This is a genomic window from Paenibacillus soyae, assembly GCF_024623455.1.
Classification (GTDB): domain Bacteria; phylum Bacillota; class Bacilli; order Paenibacillales; family Paenibacillaceae; genus Pristimantibacillus; species Pristimantibacillus soyae.
The window spans coordinates 198,961-214,916 of the sequence record NZ_JANIPJ010000009.1 but is presented as its reverse complement, the minus strand read 5'-3'; the positions used below and the strand labels follow the sequence as shown (position 1 = coordinate 214,916).

General features: G+C 53.0%; 15 protein-coding genes. All 15 read right to left on the bottom strand.

What is annotated here, in order from left to right:
* Window positions 1-117: 117 nt before the first annotated feature.
* The 15 genes from pgsA to dapA all read right to left on the bottom strand — a co-directional run bounded on the left by pgsA (window position 118) and on the right by dapA (window position 15,908).
* Entirely contained in the window at window positions 118-693 is a 576-nt protein-coding gene (pgsA, locus tag NQZ67_RS14455) for a CDP-diacylglycerol--glycerol-3-phosphate 3-phosphatidyltransferase (RefSeq protein ID WP_257446886.1), read from the bottom strand.
* Complete coding sequence (gene rimO, locus NQZ67_RS14450; protein ID WP_257446884.1) at window positions 690-2,018, bottom strand: 30S ribosomal protein S12 methylthiotransferase RimO; 1,329 nt, start codon at window positions 2,016-2,018, stop codon at window positions 690-692. Before rimO ends, pgsA begins: the two co-directional genes overlap by 4 nt.
* A gap of 33 nt (window positions 2,019-2,051) precedes the next feature.
* Window positions 2,052-2,543 (bottom strand): YajQ family cyclic di-GMP-binding protein, encoded by a 492-nt coding sequence (locus NQZ67_RS14445; protein WP_257446882.1) that lies wholly within the window; start codon window positions 2,541-2,543, stop codon window positions 2,052-2,054.
* Window positions 2,544-2,588: 45 nt separating this feature from the next.
* Window positions 2,589-3,512, bottom strand: a complete 924-nt coding sequence (locus NQZ67_RS14440; RefSeq protein ID WP_257446879.1) for a helix-turn-helix domain-containing protein — start codon at window positions 3,510-3,512, stop codon at window positions 2,589-2,591.
* Between the two features lie 35 nt (window positions 3,513-3,547).
* The gene (locus tag NQZ67_RS14435; RefSeq protein WP_257446876.1) at window positions 3,548-4,315 is read right to left on the bottom strand and encodes a DUF3388 domain-containing protein; all 768 of its coding nucleotides are present in this window, start codon (window positions 4,313-4,315) and stop codon (window positions 3,548-3,550) included.
* Between the two features lie 173 nt (window positions 4,316-4,488).
* On the bottom strand, window positions 4,489-4,746 hold the full coding sequence (locus NQZ67_RS14430; protein ID WP_257446875.1) for a DUF3243 domain-containing protein: 258 nt from the start codon (window positions 4,744-4,746) through the stop codon (window positions 4,489-4,491).
* A 106-nt stretch (window positions 4,747-4,852) separates the two neighbouring features.
* Complete coding sequence (gene ymfI, locus NQZ67_RS14425; protein WP_257446873.1) at window positions 4,853-5,599, bottom strand: elongation factor P 5-aminopentanone reductase; 747 nt, start codon at window positions 5,597-5,599, stop codon at window positions 4,853-4,855.
* On the bottom strand, window positions 5,596-6,888 hold the full coding sequence (gene yfmH / locus NQZ67_RS14420) for an EF-P 5-aminopentanol modification-associated protein YfmH (RefSeq protein WP_257446870.1): 1,293 nt from the start codon (window positions 6,886-6,888) through the stop codon (window positions 5,596-5,598). The genes ymfI and yfmH overlap by 4 nt, the downstream gene beginning before the upstream one ends.
* 6 nt (window positions 6,889-6,894) lie before the next feature.
* Window positions 6,895-8,187, bottom strand: coding sequence for an EF-P 5-aminopentanol modification-associated protein YfmF (yfmF, locus tag NQZ67_RS14415; RefSeq protein WP_257447001.1), 1,293 nt, complete (start codon window positions 8,185-8,187; stop codon window positions 6,895-6,897).
* A gap of 100 nt (window positions 8,188-8,287) precedes the next feature.
* The gene (gene sleB, locus NQZ67_RS14410; protein ID WP_257446868.1) at window positions 8,288-9,058 is read right to left on the bottom strand and encodes a spore cortex-lytic enzyme; all 771 of its coding nucleotides are present in this window, start codon (window positions 9,056-9,058) and stop codon (window positions 8,288-8,290) included.
* Between the two features lie 102 nt (window positions 9,059-9,160).
* Complete coding sequence (locus NQZ67_RS14405) at window positions 9,161-11,848, bottom strand: FtsK/SpoIIIE family DNA translocase (RefSeq protein WP_257446866.1); 2,688 nt, start codon at window positions 11,846-11,848, stop codon at window positions 9,161-9,163.
* Between the two features lie 69 nt (window positions 11,849-11,917).
* Window positions 11,918-12,148, bottom strand: coding sequence for a YlzJ-like family protein (locus NQZ67_RS14400; RefSeq protein WP_257446863.1), 231 nt, complete (start codon window positions 12,146-12,148; stop codon window positions 11,918-11,920).
* The gene (locus NQZ67_RS14395) at window positions 12,145-12,861 is read right to left on the bottom strand and encodes a ClpP family protease (RefSeq protein ID WP_257446998.1); all 717 of its coding nucleotides are present in this window, start codon (window positions 12,859-12,861) and stop codon (window positions 12,145-12,147) included. Before NQZ67_RS14395 ends, NQZ67_RS14400 begins: the two co-directional genes overlap by 4 nt.
* 229 nt (window positions 12,862-13,090) lie before the next feature.
* On the bottom strand, window positions 13,091-14,770 hold the full coding sequence (locus NQZ67_RS14390) for a ribonuclease J (protein ID WP_257446860.1): 1,680 nt from the start codon (window positions 14,768-14,770) through the stop codon (window positions 13,091-13,093).
* A 262-nt stretch (window positions 14,771-15,032) separates the two neighbouring features.
* A complete protein-coding gene (gene dapA / locus NQZ67_RS14385; protein ID WP_257446857.1) occupies window positions 15,033-15,908 on the bottom strand; it encodes a 4-hydroxy-tetrahydrodipicolinate synthase in 876 nt (291 codons plus the stop codon).
* Window positions 15,909-15,956: the final 48 nt, after the last annotated feature.

The following is a 15,956-nucleotide window of genomic DNA, read 5'->3' as shown; positions in this document are numbered from 1 at the left end:
GCGCTTCCCCCCATTTACATACGAATAGTAATAGCTTATTGCTCCACTGACGGCAGAAGCACTCCCCCGCTCGCGGGAAAGTGCTTCTCCTGACTCGTTCGCTCCTCAAATGCGAGTTTATTCGACCGGTATTAAATGTTTGTTCTTGACGAAATAGTCAATGCCGGAATAGACCGTAATGACGGCCGCCGCCCAGCTGGCGATCTGATCGAACGGGAAATCGATGAGCGCGAACGGGAAGTTATTGATCAGCAGCGCGATGATCATCGTAATTTGAATCGCCGTCTTCCATTTGCCCCATGCGCTGGCCGCCATTACGGAGCCTTCGAGCAGTGCGATCTGCCGAAGCCCCGTAACGGCGAACTCCCGGCTAATAATAATGATGGCAATCAGGGCGTTCGTCTTATCCATCTCCACAAGGGAGATCAAGACCGCCGCCACTAGAAGCTTATCCGCAAGCGGGTCGAGCAGCTTCCCTAGATTCGTCACGATCTTGTTCTTGCGGGCGATATAGCCGTCCAACCCGTCCGTGCTCGCCGCGATAATGAAGATGATCGCCGCGATAATTTGGTTATAGCTGATTTCGAAATCATTGAAGGCCAGCGAACCTAAATTCACCTTGATAAGCAGGAAAAACATGATGACTGGGACAAGGAATATTCTTGCAAGGGTTATTTTGTTCGCTAAGTTCATGAGACTGCCTCCCCTGACAGATCAAACTCGTACGCGTGCGTGACGCGCACCTTCTGAATGGCGCCGATCTCCGCGCGGCAATTCGAGATAAACACTTCGCCGTCGATTTCAGGAGCGTCGTACATGGATCTGCCGATATACACGTCGCTGCGGCCGTCGTAGCGCTCCACCAGCACGTCTATCTCTTTGCCGATATATTTGCTGCTGTTGTCGCGGGATACGATGCGCTGTATTTCCATTAACGTATTGACGCGGAATTCCTTCACGTCGTCCGGAACGTGATTCGGAAGCCGCACGGCCGGCGTATCTTCTTCGCTGGAATAAGCGAAGACGCCGAGACGGTCGAACTTCATTTCCTTGACGAATTCGCATAGATTCTCGAAGTCTTGCTCCGTTTCGCCCGGAAAGCCGACGATTAAGCTGGTGCGAAGCGCTACGTCCGGAATAGCCGCTCTGATCTTCGCGACCAGCTCGCGCGTATCGCGCTGGCGTCCGGGTCTGCGCATCCGTTTCAGAATCGTATCTTCGCTATGCTGCAGCGGCATATCGATATATTTGCAAATTTTCGGATTCGAAGCGATCGTCTCGATCAGTTCTTCCGAGAAAAAGCCGGGATAAGCGTAATGGAGCCTCACCCAATGGATGCCTTCCACCTCGCTCACGCGATTCAGCAGCTCCGGCAGCATAAACCGGTCATAGAGATCCGTACCATAGTTGGTCGAATCTTGAGCGATCAGGCTGATCTCCTTCACGCCTTGGGCCGCCAGCCCTTCCACTTCCATCAGAATGGATTCGACGGAGCGACTGCGGAAAGCTCCCCTCATTATCGGAATACTGCAGAAGGTGCACGCGTTATCGCAGCCTTCCGCGATCTTCACGAATGCCGTATAGCGCGGCGTCGTGACCAGACGCGGCAGCTGCTGCTCATAATTAAATACGGGATTGCCGACGCGGATCGGTTTCTTGCCGCGCAGCGCTTCGTCGACGATATCGTTAATATTGTGGAAATCCCCGGTTCCGACGATCCCGTCGATCTCCGGCATCTCTTCCATCAGCTGCTGCTTGTAGCGCTGGGTTAAACAGCCCGACACGATTAGAGCTTTCAGACGTCCGGTTTCCTTCAGGTCCGCCATCTCAAGAATCGTATTTACGGACTCCTCTTTGGCCGCGTCGATGAAGCCGCAAGTATTCACGATGATGACGGTAGCCTCATCCGCCTCGTTCACCAATCGGAATCCGCGTTCGTGAATGAGACCCGACATAATTTCGGAGTCGACCAAGTTTTTTTCGCAGCCTAGCGTAACTACTTTCACTCGTTCGGTCATATATGTACTTCAATTCCCTTCTAGCTACCAGCGTTACCGGTAATTCGTGAATTGCAATTCGATTGGAAGATCGGCGCCGCGAAGCAGCGCGATGACAGCCTGAAGATCGTCGCGGCTTTTACCGGTTACCCGGATTTGGTCGCCTTGAATCTGGCTTTTCACTTTCAGCTTGGAATCGCGGATCAGGATGTTGATTTTTTTGGAAATGTCCTGCTCAATCCCCTGTCTCAGCTTGATGCGTTGCTTGACGGTACCGCCCGAAGCGCCTTCGATTTTGCCGAAATCCATATTTTTGATCGGCACGCCACGCTTGACCATCTTGGACTGCAGGATGTCGATTACGCTTTTCAGCTTGTATTCGTCATCCGAGCCTACAACCAGCTCTTCCTTCTCTAGAGCAATGCTGCTCTTGCTGCCCTTGAAATCAAATCGCGTCTCGATTTCTCGTTCCGCTTGCGTGATCGCGTTGGACAGCTCCTGCATGTCCACCTTCGAAACGATATCGAACGAACTTTCTGAACTCATTCATTCTCTCTCCTTTTCCCATGACATAAATAAGCTGGCTAATCGCTATTCGCTCGTGATGGAATCCGCCCCCGCGCCGCTCGTATTGGAAGGCGTCGGCGTAGGAGAAGCCGCTTCGCCGGCACCGACGGCGACAGGGCTGAGAAGCAGCTGCTTGGAGCCCGCGCGATCGCCGTCCGGGACAGGCACGCCATCGATTCTCACTTCGGTGAAATCGGCTCTTCCTACGTTGATGTAGATCGGTTCGGTGAGCTCGTACGTTTGAACAGTTCCATCCTCTGCATTGGCATAAAATAATTTTTTGCCTTTGTTGCTGCCGGATCGAACCTCGACCCAATTGCGTCCGCCTACAACCTTAAGCTCCACTTTATGTATAACCCCTGCGGGACCTACATCATATTTGTCCGCTTTGCCCGCTTTGCTGTTGAACGTAACGGTCGTCGGTGCTTTCGATGGCGGCGGAGGAGTAACCGATGTCTGCGGAGCGCTCGGCTCGTCTTGCTGCTTCGTCGGCTCCGGAGTCGTCGTATTCTCCGTCATTGGCGTTTTGTCCACCGTATCAGGCTCGCCCCCTGATTTGTTGAAGGCGAAGTACCATACGAGCACCACGATCAGAATCAGGAAGCTCCACATAACAAGATTAAATCCAATCTTTCCGAATTTCTCGGAGGCTTGCGATTTCAACTTGCGCGGTTTGCGAACGGGAATCGGTTCCGTAGAGTTCTCCACTGCGGGAGACGGCACTTCATGCTGATAAAGACGCAGCACTTCTTCGGGATCGAGACCGACCGCTTCGGAGAAGTTCTTCACGAACGCCCGAACGTAGAAGGACCCGGGCAATACGCTGTAATCGCCGGATTCGATCGCTTCTAAGTATCGTTTTCTGATTTTGGTTAGCTCCTGGATTTCGTCAAGCGATAAGCCGCGCTGCTCTCTTGCTTTGCGAAGCAATGCGCCTAGGTCAGACATGGAGAAGCCTCCTTCCGAATGGATATAGAGATAGTCTAGAAGTCGTCTGTGTAATTCGCTGTAAACGTTTCATACGTAATTTCTTCCTCAGGCGTATTGCGCAGCTCGACGATTATGTCGAAATGGCTGTAATCGTAATGGGATTCCTTCACGAATATATCCGGGTGCTCGATCACCTTAGTGGAAGGCATAGCCATGATTTCCTGAATTAGAGAGTGGTGCTTCTCATTCGAGCGTATCGTGCTCACGATTCCGTCAATAATAAAGATGTTATTCGGCTGCATCTCTTCCTCGGAAAGCTGGCTGCGGACCGTCTGGCGAAGCAGCGTGGAGGAGACGAACGTCCATCTCTTGTTGGAGCAAACGCTTCCGGCAATAATCGATTCCGTCTTCCCGACGCGAGGCATGCCTCGCAGCCCGATGACGTGATTGCCGTCCCTCTTGAACACCTCTCCAAGAAAGTCGACAAGTAACCCCAGCTCGTCCCTTACAAAACGGAAGGTCTTGCGGTCATCCGAATCTCGCTCGATGTAACGCCCGTGCCTGACGGCCAATATATCGACGATCGTAGGCGTCCGAAGCTTATTGACGGTAATATTGTCTACCTTTTGCAGCATCTTGCCTAGCAGCTCGATCTTCTCGTCGTCGTTCGTCTGCAGCAGCATACCCCTTGTCCGATCTTCAACTCCGTTGATCGTCATGATGTTCACTTCAAGCATGCCGAGCAAAGACGCGATATCGCCGAGAAGTCCGGGACGGTTTTTATGTATTTTATATTCCATGTACCATTGTTTTGTTTCCAATGCGTTCACCGTCCTAAACTCGTATAATAAATAGAATAAAGACAAAAATCAAGCGAAAATCTGCATTTGTTTACCATAATCTTAATTCTACAATTTTCGTCATAATCCTGCAACGAGGCAGAACATTGCAGAAAAGCCTCCGCTAACGGAGGCTTCCCTGCTCGTTATGAGTGCTAGGCTTTCTCTACAAGCTTGACCATCAGCCTTGCAATCGTCTTGCGCTCTTCTTGATCCCCTACGTCCCAAAGCTGCTTCAAAACACTTTCTTCATCGTTTTTCGGATCCACTTTCTCGTCGAGGAAGCTGCCGATCTCGAAGGCCAGGTTCGAAATCGTATCTTCCGTCAGCCCCATTTTCTTCGCTTGAGAAACGCGGTCCGCCAAAAAATGCTTCCATGTTTCGAAATTCGTAAGGACTGTTGAAGTTGACATGTATCTTCGCCTCCTAAAATGGTGTGGAAAAGAATCATCAACAGTCGTTATTGTGCGCACTTTGGACAAGGTTTATACCCTCAGGCGCGTAAAAGCCTCGCTTCGCTTAAGTATGCCAACCGCCGTTCGGGCTAATGATCTGCCCTGTTATATAGGAAGATTCGGGCAGCGATAGAAAATAAACGAGAGACGCGATCTCCTCGGCGGAGCCGAATCGTCCCGCCGGAATTTCTTGCTGCAGGGCAGCCTTCTCCTCCGGATTGAACGACCCCATCATGAGCGTATCCACGACGCCCGGAGCGACCGCGTTAACGGTTACGCCGGAAGGCGCGAGCTCTTTGGCCAGCGCTTTCGTGAACGCGTTCATGCCGCCCTTCGTCGTGGAGTACAATACCTCGCAGGACGCGCCGGACAAACCCCACACCGAAGATACGTTGATGATTCTGCCGTATCGCTGCGCGATCATCTGAGGCATAAACAACTGCGTGCATAAAAACATGCCTTTCAAATTAACGTTCATAACATCGTCCCAAATCTGCTCCGTCACATCCGCCAGCATCCCGTAATGGGAAATGCCGCCGTTGTTCACTAGAATATCGGGACGGATTCCATGGCTTTCCAGCTTATCCCGCATGCGCGTAAGCTGTTCGCTCGACCTTAGATCGGCAGAGATGGTCATAACGTTCGCTCCGAGCGCCATGCACATCCTTGCCGTTTCGTTGGCATGCTCATGCGATTCCAAATAGTGAATGACGATATTGACCCCTTCCGCGGCGAATCGTTTGGCGATGGCCGCCCCGATTCCCCGGCTCCCCCCCGTGATCAATACCGTCGTTTCCTGCAGCGTCTTCATTCGCCCGGTTTCGATTTCTCCACGATGGACACGGCTAATTGCTCGAAGTCGAAATGCTCGCGCAGCCTGTTGTTCACTTCGTCCAGCGTACATGCCTCGTAGCATTTCAGCACGTCGAACATGTCGCTGTCGCGGAACCGGTAACGCGTAAATTCGCCTGCAATCGATTCTGGGGAGTTCAGCATGCGAAGATAACCGCCGATTTTCTTGCGTTTGGAACGTTCGAACGACTCGGAATCGATTCCGTTGCGGATGGCCTCCGCGATCCCGTCGCGCAAGCCTTGAATGAGCGCGTCCGGGTCGGGCGTATCGCCGCCGAGCACGGAGAATGCGTAATCCCTGCTCGAGTTGTATTCGGAGCCGAACGAATCGGAGATAAGATTTTGTTCGTAGAGCGACTGATATAGCTTGGAGCTGGGTCCGATAAGCGCGTCCAGCATCAATTTGCTCGTTACCTCGTGGCGGAGCAGCGCCTCGCCTTCAAGGCCGACCCGCTTCTCCTTAAAGCCCAGCATGCATTTCGGCAGCGAGACCGGAAGCTCGACGACTTTTCGAGGAATTTTGACGTTAACGGGCTCAGAATCGAAATACCGCTTAATTTCCCCTTGCGGCTTAAACGATTTGGCCGCTTGGTTGCTTCGGACCAATCGGAATACTTCTTCCGCATCTACGCCTCCTACTACGAACAACAGCATATTGGAAGGATGGTAGAATGTTTCGTAGCAACGGTACAACGTTTCCTTGTCGATCTGATAGATCGATTCAACGGTTCCCGCGATATCAATATGAACGGGATGCGTGTGGTACAAAGCGTCGATCAGTCCGAAATAAACGCGCCAGTCGGCATTATCCCGGTACATGTTGATCTCTTGCTCGATGATCCCCTTCTCTTTGTTGACGTTGGCATCCGTAAAATACGGGTTTTGCACGAAATTGATCAACGTCTCGAGATTGGCGTGGATCTGCTCGGTTGCCGAGAACAAATAGACCGTCCGGTCGAAGGTCGTATAAGCGTTCGCGCTTGCGCCTTGAGACGCGAACACGGCAAAGATGTCGCCTTCGGGCTCCTCGAACATCTTATGCTCCAAGAAATGAGCGATGCCGTCGGGAACTCGCTTCGGTTCTTCGACGCCGACCGCAAAGACGTTGTCGACGGATCCGTATTTGGTGGAGAAGGTCGCATAGGTTTTCTGAAACCCTTCCTTCGGCAGAACGATGACCTCCAGGCCGTTGTCCAACACTTCGCGGTACAACGTTTCCTGCACATTCGGATATTGTAAGGTTTCCATCGTCGCTTAAGCCTCCTTCCGGTCTCGCAAGAAATAGACGGTATCCAGCTGCACGTGCTTCGCAACCTCCACGATGTCGGCAGGCGTAACGGCCTGCACTTGCTCCAGCAGCTCCGCGGATGTCCGGTTGTTGCCGGTCAATACGCTGTTGAAATCGTAGGATAGCATTTCGTACGCCGAATCCTGAAGCTCGCGCAGATGCCCCGAGATCATCGCTTTCGTCTGGCTCATTTCGAGATCCGACAATTGTCCGGCTTTCATGCTTTCGAGCTGCGCTTTTATAATTTCGACCGCCTTGTCGTAATTGGCGAATTCGATTCCCGATTGGATGGTGCAGATGCCTTTGTGACCATCTAGACGGCTTGCCGCGTAATAGGCCAGGCTCTCCTTCTCGCGCACGTTAATGAACAGCTTGGAATGCGGGTAGCCGCCCAATATGCCGTTATACATGAGCGCCGCCGGATACAGCTTGTCATCGTAGCCGATGCCGGTGCGGAGGCCCATGTTAAGCTTCCCTTGGCTTACGTCCATTTTGTCGACGACAAATTTGGTTTCCCGCGCGTCATGCTTCAATTGGGGACGCGTATAGGAAGCAGGCGTGCCTGGCTTCAGACGGAAAGACTCCCTGAACAGCTTTGTTACTTCCTCCAGCGTCGTATCGCCGACAACGTACAAATCGAGCGCCGCGTTCTGCAGCCAATCTTCATAGCTGCGGTACAGAGCATCCGGCTGGATGCCATCGATTTCATCTAATTTGCCAAGGGGATGCAAGCGGTAAGGCTCATCCGCGCACATCTCTTCGATGCATCGCTCGGCTGCGAATCGGATCTTATCGTTGACGATAGCCTCGAGCCGCTTCCGAAGGGTGGCCTTCTCCGCCTCCACGTACTTGGCTCTGAACCCGTTGCCCTCCAGGCAAGGATCCGTCAGCACATCGCCCAGAAATCCGAGGGATGCCGCAAGCAGCGACTGATTGGAGCTGACGAATCGGTCGTTGATGACGTCCATGCGGAACTGGACAATCTGGGAATCGCCTCTCTTGTATACGTCGAATCCGAAACCCGCGCCGTACATGTCGTCCAGCTTCTCCCTGAACGCGATCGTCTCCGGCGTCTTCGCGGTTCCCCTGCGAAGCACGAACGGGATGAGAGCGACGGGCGTAACGTTCTTTTCGTCCAGCGGAACACCGGCAAACAAAGATATAGCAAACGTTTTGAAACGATTCGTGGGCAGCACATGCAAGCGAATTCGCTCGAGCTGTCCTCTTTGGAATGAAGTCACGCGGTTTGCTCCCTTCATTAACGCCGTTTTTTTCATTTTAACCGATCAGAAATGGAAGAAGCAACCACTGCTGCGCTCGCGCAGAAGCGGCTGCTTCTAGTATGTTACGACTATTTCTTTACATGCAGAATATATGTTTTCCGATCGTTTTCACCTGCGGCCTGGTCCAGATCCAGCTTGAAGTTGCCGTATTCGGGTTGAAATAATACAGACAGCCTCCTGTCGGATCCCATCCGTTCAAAGCGTCTTCGACGGCTTCCTTCGCTTTGGCGTTCGGTGTCAAATAGATCTGGCCGTCGGCTACCGCCGTGAACGCTCTAGGCTGGAAGATAACGCCGTAGACCGTATTCGGAAAGCTCTCCGATTTCACCCGGTTCAATATGACGGCCGCGACCGCCACTTGCCCTTCGTAAGGCTCTCCGCGAGCCTCTCCGTACACGGCGTTCGCCATAATTTGAAGATCATTGTCGGTCAAGCCCAAGCGATTGGATTTGGCCATGTTGCTTTGGGAGCCGCCCCCGGCGGCCGGAGCATTCGAACCGCCTCCCGCGTTCGTCGAACCAGGCTTCCAGCCTTTGGTCGCATCCACGAGCTTCTTCTTCGTATCCCCTCCGACGATGCCGTCGGATTTGAGTCCGAACTTCCATTGGAACCAGGTTACGGCGCCTTTCGTCTTGGAGCCGAACACGCCGTCTATCTTGCCGTTGTAATACCCAAGATAGCTAAGCCTTCCTTGCAGCTCGGTCACGTCTTGTCCGGAAGAACCTACCTTCAACGTCGCATTGCTGAACGTTTCGGCCGTGCCGCCGCCATGTCCGCGCATGATGCTCAGCGTGCCGAATACGAACAGAACGATGATGCAGGTTACCGCTATCAAACGATTTCTCATGTAAGGATCTGCCTTTCTCATGCAAGTTAGTTCGCTTTAGGTAGCGTTACCTAACTGTAGTATGAGAAACTTGTCCAGCTTCTATGCAGATTGCCATGGAACTTAAGAGCTGATTCGGCTGGCTTGCAGCTGCTCGAGAGTCATGAGCACCTCGCGAGGCTTGCTTCCTTCGTATGGCCCGACGACGCCTCGCGCTTCCATCTGATCGATCATACGCGCCGCCCGGGTGTAACCGACCCGCATTCGTCGTTGAAGCAGTGAAACCGATGCCTGCTTGGCTTCGACAACGATTTGAACGGCTTGATCGAACAGCTCGTCCAGCATCATCTCTTCGTCGTCGGACTCCTCTTCGATCTCCGGCACCAAATCTTCTTTGTATTCGGCTTCGCCTTGATCCCGGGCGTAACCGACCAGCGCCTCGACTTCTTGGTCGGAGAGGAAGGCGCCCTGTACGCGTATCGGCTTCGACATGCCGACCGGGAGGAACAGCATATCGCCTCTGCCGAGCAGCTTCTCTGCTCCGGCCATATCGAGGATGGTCCTTGAATCGACCTGGGAGGAGACGCCGAATGCGATACGCGATGGAATATTCGCTTTGATGACGCCGGTGATGACATCGACCGAAGGCCGCTGTGTCGCGATAATCAGATGTATGCCCGCCGCGCGCGCCATTTGGGCGAGCCTTGCGATCGAATCCTCGACATCGCCCGCCGCTACCATCATGAGGTCGGCAAGCTCGTCCACGATAACGACGATATACGGCAGGACGGCAGCCGGATTATCCGCCATCAGCGTATTGTAGCCTTCAATGTTCCGCGTGGAAGATTTCGAGAACAGCTCGTACCGCTTCTCCATCTCGACCACGATCTTCTTCAGCGCCAAGGACGCGCGCCTTGGGTCCGTAACGACCGGCGCAAGCAAATGCGGGATGCCGTTATAGATGTTAAGCTCAACCATCTTCGGATCGATCATAAGAAACTTCACTTCGTCCGGCTTGGCCTTATACAAAATGCTGGTGATAATGCCGTTAATACATACCGATTTGCCCGAGCCCGTTGCGCCCGCCACAAGAAGATGCGGCATTTTGGCCAGATTGCCTACGATCGTCTGCCCGGATATGTCCCTGCCGAATGCTATCGACAGTTTGGACGATGAATTGAGGAAGGCAGGCGTCTCCATGACTTCCCTCATCGTGACGACCGAAACTTCCATGTTGGGCACCTCGATGCCGATCGCCGATTTGCCCGGAATCGGAGCTTCCATCCGAACGTCTTTGGCGGCCAGCGCGAGGGCGATATCGTCGGTTAATCCGACGATTCGGCTTACTTTGACGCCGGTTGCCGGCTGCACCTCGTATCGCGTAACAGCTGGCCCCCTGACGACATCGAGAACCTTGGCCCGAACGCCGAAGCTTTCGAGAGTCGCCTCCAGCTTGCGCTTGGAATCGTACATATCCGAGGTTTCGCTTCCTTTGGAAAGCCCGTTCGGCTTGTGCAGCAAAGTAAATGGCGGCAGCCGATATGGCTTCTCCGTTCTAGCCGGCGCTTCCGCGTCAACCGGTCTGCGAGGCACGCCTCCCTCCCCTTCTTCTTCCGATACGATCGCTTCGGAATCGAGGAGAGGATTATGCTGCGGCGTTTCATCCGGAAATTCTGCGTCGTCCATTCGACTTTCGCTTGGAATGTCATCCTGTACGTCCGGTTCGGCAGTATTCTCCCACTGTTCGAGCGGAAGCTCGTCGTTATTGGTTTCGTTATGTATATGGGCAGGGGCATCGCCTACGCGGCGTTCCTCCTCCCATGGCGGTTTTTCGCCGTGTTGACTGTCAAGGGACTCAGACGTTTGTTCTTCTTTGACCGGCTCGCCCGCCGGCTCCCACTTGTCGTCTAATTGTTTTTCCCATGCCGGCTTTACTTCGTTTCTGGTTTCCGCGTCGAAATCTTGGTGAGACAACTGCCAATCATCATCCTGCTCTTCGGTCTCGCTCTTGCTAGCCGGTTCCTCCTGCTTCCAGGCAAAAAACAAAGACCGTTTTTTCTTGACAGGGGCAGGCTGATAATGGATATCGTCGTCGATCGTTTGATCATTCTCGTAATCATCCTGCTGGCCTTGCGTCGCGGTCGCCAAGGCGGCAGCCGCGGCCCGCCGCTTGCGCATGGCCGTTCTTTTGGCGAGCAGCAGCTTGATCAGCCTTCCCGTTCGTTTGCGCAACATCTGGAACAGCTCGACGTAGGATTTGCCGGTAATCAGCATAATCGCTATCGCAAACATCACCATATTGAGAATAAACGCGCCGTAATAGCCGAACAGCATAAATAAAATCGAGTATTGTACCGCCCCGACATAGCCACCGCTGATCGATTTCTCACGAATCGAGACATCCAGCTCAGGCGATACGGAAATGAGCTGATCCCGAAGGTCGGTACTCAGCGTGCTTAGGATCACGCTGCCGGTCAACGCCTCGCGTTCCACGCCGGCAAACCTCATGCTCACTTCCGATATCGAGCTGCTTAGGGTGCAGGCAAGCACCAGAATAAGCAGGCCTGTCTTTCGGCTGGACCAGGTTTTGGGCCAAGCCCGCTTCACCATGACGGTAAGGCCGACATAAATGCCGACCAAAGCTAGAACAAAATAAAATTTGCCGAGAAAAAGCCCGAACAGCTTGGACAACGCGCGGCCAACCGTCGCTTCTCCCGACATCGCGATTATGGATATAGTGATTAGCAGAATGCCGTAAACTTCAAATTTCAACTGAGCGCCTATCGATTTTTTCCGTCTCTTCTTCGCCAATTCCGTCACCTCTGGTCTACCATTATATCACAGACGAGGGCGATTGGACTATGACGGACCCGATATCGGTCAGCGGTTCGGATTATCTGCGGCGTAGTAAATGATGGAGCCTGGCGTTAATTCCGGTCTCAAATAATCCTCCAACTTGCATTGCAGCACCCTAACGATTCGTCCCATTCCTTGGGCGACCGGCACAATCTCGAGCTTGACGTCACCGGACCAAACCTCGCAGGTCGGTTCGGGTTCCTGGTCAAACCCTTGAAGCACGAGCTCGAGGGGAAGCATGGTATGAAGCGTCATTGCGTCAATCCTCCTCCGACCGGAGCAACAGACGATGCTCTTCGCATCTCGATCATGTTGTTCAATTCCCTAAGCGCATCGCCAAGTCCGCCTACGGCGTCGATAACGCCGTGCTTGACGGCATCCATCCCAATTACCGTCGTTCCTATGTCTCGGGTGAGTTCTCCCGTTTTGAACATAAGCTGCTTGAAGGTTTGTTCGGTAACGTTCGAATGCGAAATGACGAACCGGACGACGCGCTCTTGCATTTTGTCCAAATATTCGAAGGTTTGAGGCACGCCGATGACAAGCCCGTTCAGTCGGATCGGGTGAATAGTCATCGTAGCCGTCTCGGCGATAAACGATTTATCCCCCGCAACCGCGATCGGAACGCCAATGGAATGCCCCCCTCCGAGCACGAGCGTTACGGTTGGTTTCGAGATCGTAGCGATCATCTCCGCTATGGCAAGCCCCGCTTCTACGTCTCCGCCTACGGTATTCAATACAATAAGCACGCCCTCGATCTTAGGATTCTGCTCGGCCGCGACGAGCTGCGGGATAATATGCTCGTACTTTGTCGTTTTGTTCTGCGGGGGCAGAATCATATGACCTTCTACCTGTCCGATAATTGTCATGCAATAAATATTGGACTCTCCGGGCGACGGTGCCGAAGCGGTACCAAGCTGTTGAATGTTCTCGACCGCCGGATTCATTTTTTTCTTATCGTCGGGCATCGGCTGATCGGGCTGCTCGTTGATTAACGTTTTTATTGGATATAGCGAATCTGTCATCGTTCATGTCCCCTTTGGTTCGATTCAGTGGCTCATCATAGTATGGGGACGACTGTTTTTTTTATACCGTATAATCGCCATGCTGCAGCGAAGCTTGGACATACCAAAAACGCTCCTCCCATCCGTTGCTACGGAGGGAGGAGCGTATCGTATCGTGATGGGTTCTCGTCTATTAGACTTCCATGATAATCGGCAAAATCATGGGACGACGACGGGTTTGTTCGTATAGGAATCGGCCAAGCGCATCCTTCACGTTAGTCTTCAGGGATGCCCATTCATTGACCTTGTCGTTCATTAGTTTATTGAGCGTCGATGTAACAATACGGTTTGCTTCGTCAAGCAATCCTTCGGATTCCCGCACATACACGAATCCGCGGGAGATGATGTCCGGCCCGGACAAGATCGTACCGTCTTGCTTGCTTAGCGTCACAACAACGACTAGGATGCCGTCTTGGGAAAGCAGCTTGCGGTCCCGAAGAACGATATTGCCCACATCGCCGACCCCGAGTCCGTCAATGAGTACGTTGCCAGCTTGAACTTTCGCTCCTTTGCGGGCGCTGCCTCCTTGAATCTCGACCGTGTCGCCGTTGTCGACGATGAAGATGTTCTCCCGTTCCATGCCGATCGCTTCGCCGAGCTTCGCGTGTTGGCGGAGCATGCGGTATTCGCCGTGAATCGGAATAAAATATTTCGGCTTAATCAAGTTAAGCATCAGCTTCAGCTCTTCTTGGCTGCCGTGGCCCGATACGTGAACGCCGGAGACGGATCCAGGTCCGTAGATGACGTTCGCGCCCAAGCGGAACAGCTCGTCCACCGTGCGTCCTACATAACGTTCGTTGCCCGGGATCGGCGTCGCGGCAATGATAACCGTATCCCCCGGCAAAATATCGACCTTGCGATGCGTGGAACGTGCCATGCGTGTAAGCGCGGACATCGGTTCGCCTTGGCTACCCGTGCATAGGATAACAACGCGATCCGCGGCAAGCTTGTTCACTTCTTCCGGCTCGATCAGCATACCTTCCGGAATGTTCAAGTAGCCCAGCTCGGAAGCGATTCCGACAACGTTCACCATGCTGCGGCCTACGACCGCAATCTTGCGGCGGGTTGCGATCGAGGCGTTAATAATTTGTTGAATACGGTGTACGTTCGACGCGAACGTGGCGACAACGACGCGCTGCGTCGACTTGCGGAAAATATCCTCAAGCTCGTCCCCTACATTGCTCTCCGACGGCGTATAACCCGGTCTTTCGGCGTTCGTGCTGTCCGACAGTAGCGCAAGCACTCCGCGGCTCCCGATCTCGGCAATGCGCTGAAGATCGGCGAATTGATCGTTAACCGGCGTGTGATCGAACTTGAAGTCGCCCGTATGAACGACAATACCTTCCGGTGTATCCAGGCAAACGCCGACGGAGTCCGGAATACTGTGGTTGGTTTTGAAGAAACTCGCGCGAATCGTGCCCATTTGAATTTCGGATTCCGCGTTGATCAGAATGCGCTTCGTCTCGCCAAGCAGCCCCGCTTCCTTCAGCTTGCCTTCGATGAGGCCCAGCGTCAGCTTCGTACCGTAGACCGGCACGTTCAGATGCTTGAGCACATACGGCAGGCCGCCGATATGATCCTCGTGGCCGTGCGTAATGAGAATGCCGCGAACTTTGTCGCGATTCTCCGTCAAATACGAGATGTCCGGAATGACAATATCGATTCCGAGCATGTCCTCTTCCGGGAATTTAAGACCCGAGTCAACGACGACGATGTCGTTGTTGTATTGGATAACGTACATATTTTTACCGATTTCGCCTACTCCGCCTAGCGCAAAGATCAGCAGCTTATCTTGGTTGTTCTTCTTTGACAAGTGGATCTATACCTCCTACAAAATGTAATAAAATCTCAATCTATACATGCTTAGATAAACGTCAGATGCCGCTCTGACGATCTCTTCAAAAAATAAAACGATTCGATTACCGCACCCAGTCACTTGTGATTATTATACATGAAGAAAAAGATGGAATACAAGTAATACCGAGAAACCGACGAAACGAAATATTCAGCGGCTCGACAAAACAGAAAAACCGATGCGGAACGCATCGGTTTTTGGCGGGTCCAAACCTATAAAATTAAGAGAGCAAGTTTTTCAAAAACGCGGCTTCCGCCTCGTTGACCGTTACAAGCGGGAGTCGCACTCCGCCTACCGGCAAGCCTTTGAGGGCCAGAGCGTACTTGACCGCAACGGGATTAGGAACCGGATGAGGACAATGGAACAGCCCCTTGAAAATCGGGAACAGCTTTCCGTTCAATTGAGCGGCTCCCTGCACGTCGCCGCTTACGTACGCTTCGATCATCTTCTTCATTTCAGCGCCGACAATTTGGCTTGCCACGCTGACGATGCCGTACGCGCCGACAGAAAGGGCAGGCAGCGTCGCGCTGTCGTCGCCGCTGTACACCTTGAAGCCGTCCGGCGCTCCGCTGATAATCTGCGTCAATTGCTCGAGCGATGCGCAATCCTTTGTTGCCACGACGTTATCCAACTGCGCGAGCCGAAGCGTCGTCTGGACGGAAATATTGACGCCAGTACGGCCCTCCACGTTGTACAGCATGACAGGAAGCTTTGTCGAGTCCGCGATCGCTTTGAAATGCTGGTAAAGCCCCTCTTGCGAAGGTTTATTATAATAAGGAGCGACAAGCAAAATGCCGTCGACGCCGCAGGCTTCCGCTTCTTTCGTCAGATGAACGGAATGGGCCGTGTTGTTGCTGCCCGTTCCCGCTATCACTTTGCAGCGACCCGCCGCGTGCTTCACGACAAATCGGAACAGCTCCAGCTTCTCATCTTCCGATAAAGTAGGCGATTCGCCCGTCGTACCGGAAACAATCAAAGTGTCGGTTTGCTGTTCATCAATTAAATAGTCGATCAATTTCTCCGTCGTCTGCCAGTCGATCTGTCCTTGGGCATCGAACGGGGTCACCATCGCGGTGATCAATCTGCCGAAATCCATGAAAGTCTGCCTCCTAATTGTTGCATAGTATCGTATAAGTTTAAGAGC